Raw genomic sequence first — 2,168 nt, 5'->3', positions numbered from 1 at the left:
CTCCTGCTGCTGATGACCGTACGGCTGCCGTGGTCCGGTGACCTCGGTATGCACGCCGCCGTCCTCGAACGGCTGCGCGCCGACCTCCTCCACCCCGGCAACCCCCTGGTCGACGCCCCGACCCCGAGCCCCTACTACTCGCCGTGGACCGTGCTGCTCGCCCTGACCGGATCGGCCACCGGCTGGGGCACCTTCACCGTGCTGCGCCTGGGAGCGCTCGCCGCACTCGTCCTCCTCGGCACGGGCGTCCACGCCTTCGTGCGGACGTTCACGCGCAGCAGGACGGCGGTGCCGCTGGCGGTGCTGTGCCTGCTCCTGCTGTACGGAGTGAGGCTTTTCGCGTGGAGCGGCGTCCTCGGGCTCACCTCGATTTCGCTCACTCTCGCCTATCCGAGCACGTTCGCCTTCGGCATGGCCTTCCATCTGTGGGCGCTGCTGCGGCGCGCCCCGGCCGCCGGGTGGGGGACGGCGGCCTTCCTGGGTCTCGGGCTGCTGCTCGCCGGGATCCTGCTCACCCATCAGTTCACGGGCGCCGTCGCGGTGCTCGGGGCCGCCGCGGTGCTGCTCGGCGCGCGGCCGTGGCCCGGGCGGGCGGTGTGGGTGCGCGTGGCCGCCGCGTGCGCCCTGGCCGCGGCGGTGCTCGCCTGCTGGCCGTACTACGCGTTCTTCTCCCTGCTCGGGACAGGCGGCCTGGACGACATCCACCGGCCGCTCTACGACCACCTCGCGACGAAGTTCTCCCTGGCCGGTCTCGGTGCGGCCGCGCTCGTGCTGCGGGCCCGGCGCGACCGCCGCGACCCGCTGGTGATCTTCTTCGTGCTGGGGCTCGCCGTGTTCGCGGCCGGCGGCCTGAGCGGCCATCAGGCGTGGGGCAGGATCCTGCCCGCCGTCCTCGTGCCCGCGCAGCTCGCCCTCGCCCTGGAGGCGGCCACCGGCGGCCGCCGCGCACGCGTGGTGCTCGTTCCGTTGACGGCCGTCGCCCTGCTGGCGGGCGCGTGGACGCAAGCGGGGGTGCTCACCTACGTCCTGCGCCCCCAGGCCCTTCCGCCCGTCCTGCGCCACCTCCACACCGTCGCGCTCTGGCCGCGGTTCACCTGGGCTGCGCGCGAGGTGCCCGCGCGGCAGACGGTGATGACCGACAACTACTACGCGCTGCGGATGCTGCCCGCCTACGGGCCGTACACCGTCGCCCCCGCCTATCCCGACGTCTTCCTCCCCGACGCGGCACGCCGCCGCGCCGCGACCCGCCGCTACTTCGCCCCGGCCGCCTCCCGGGCCGAGCGGCTCGGCATCCTCAAGGAGTACCGCGTGCGCTGGGTCCTGCAGAAGAACGGCGGGCCGGGCCTGGACCGGGGCGATCCGGCCCTGCGCCGGACCGTCCGGGGCCCGGCCGGCTTCCTCCTCGCCGAGGTCGCGCCGTGAGCGCCGTGAGCGCCGTGAGCGCCGCGGGGGCCGAGGGGGCCGCGAGCCGTCCCGACGCCCTCGGGCGGTGGCTGCGCGGCCGGGCCCCGTGGCCGGTGCTGCTCGCGGCCCTGCTGGTGCTCGCCCTGGACGTCGTGCGCGTGGTGCAGGGACCGCGGATGCCCGGGATGGACAACGCGGTGGTCGTACGGGCGGCGCGGGCGCTGCTCGACGGCGGCTCGCCGTACGCGGACAAACGGTTCCTCTATCTGCCGGGCGCGGTGTTCGCCGCGGTCCCCGAGACCGTGTTCGGCAACGAAGCGCTGGCCAGGGCGGTGCCCGTCGTCACCGCGCTGCTCGTCCTCGCCGGGGTCGTACTGGCCCTGCGGATCTTCGGGGTGCGGGCCGACAGCCGGCTCGCGGCGGGCGTCGTCGCGGCGCTCGGCGTCTTCGAGCCCTTCCACGGCGTCGTCTACCTCGGCAACTGGACGGCCCTGTCGGCCGTCGCCTTCCCCGCCGCCCTGCTGCTCGCCCGCCACGGGCGCTGGTGCGCGGCCGGGGCGGTCGTGGGGGCGGCCATGGCGCTGAAGCCGATGCTCGTGCCGCTGCTGCTGCTGTTCGTGCTCGCCCGGCGGTGGCGGGCGCTGGCCTGGGCCGTGGGCGTCCCCGCGGCCGTGTCGCTGGCGGCGGCCCTGGCCATGCCGCGGCCCGGGCTGTTCTTCACCCGGACGCTGCCGTTCCTGCTGCGCGGGCAGGACGCGTACGCC

The 2,168-nt window shown here is 75.9% G+C and carries 2 protein-coding genes; both read left to right on the top strand.

Annotation, left to right across the window (positions count from 1 at the left end; all coding sequences use genetic code 11):
• The coding region (locus V7793_RS36700; RefSeq protein WP_336014011.1) for a hypothetical protein at positions 1–1,422 on the top strand (1,422 nt) is incomplete at its 5' end.
• The coding region (locus V7793_RS36695; protein WP_336014010.1) for a glycosyltransferase 87 family protein at positions 1,419–2,168 on the top strand (750 nt) is incomplete at its 3' end. The genes V7793_RS36700 and V7793_RS36695, both read left to right, overlap by 4 nt.

Origin of the sequence: Streptomyces sp. KLMMK (assembly GCF_036961605.1) — a bacterium.
Taxonomy (GTDB): domain Bacteria; phylum Actinomycetota; class Actinomycetes; order Streptomycetales; family Streptomycetaceae; genus Streptomyces; species Streptomyces telluris.
This window is presented reverse-complemented; position numbering and strand designations above follow the sequence as displayed.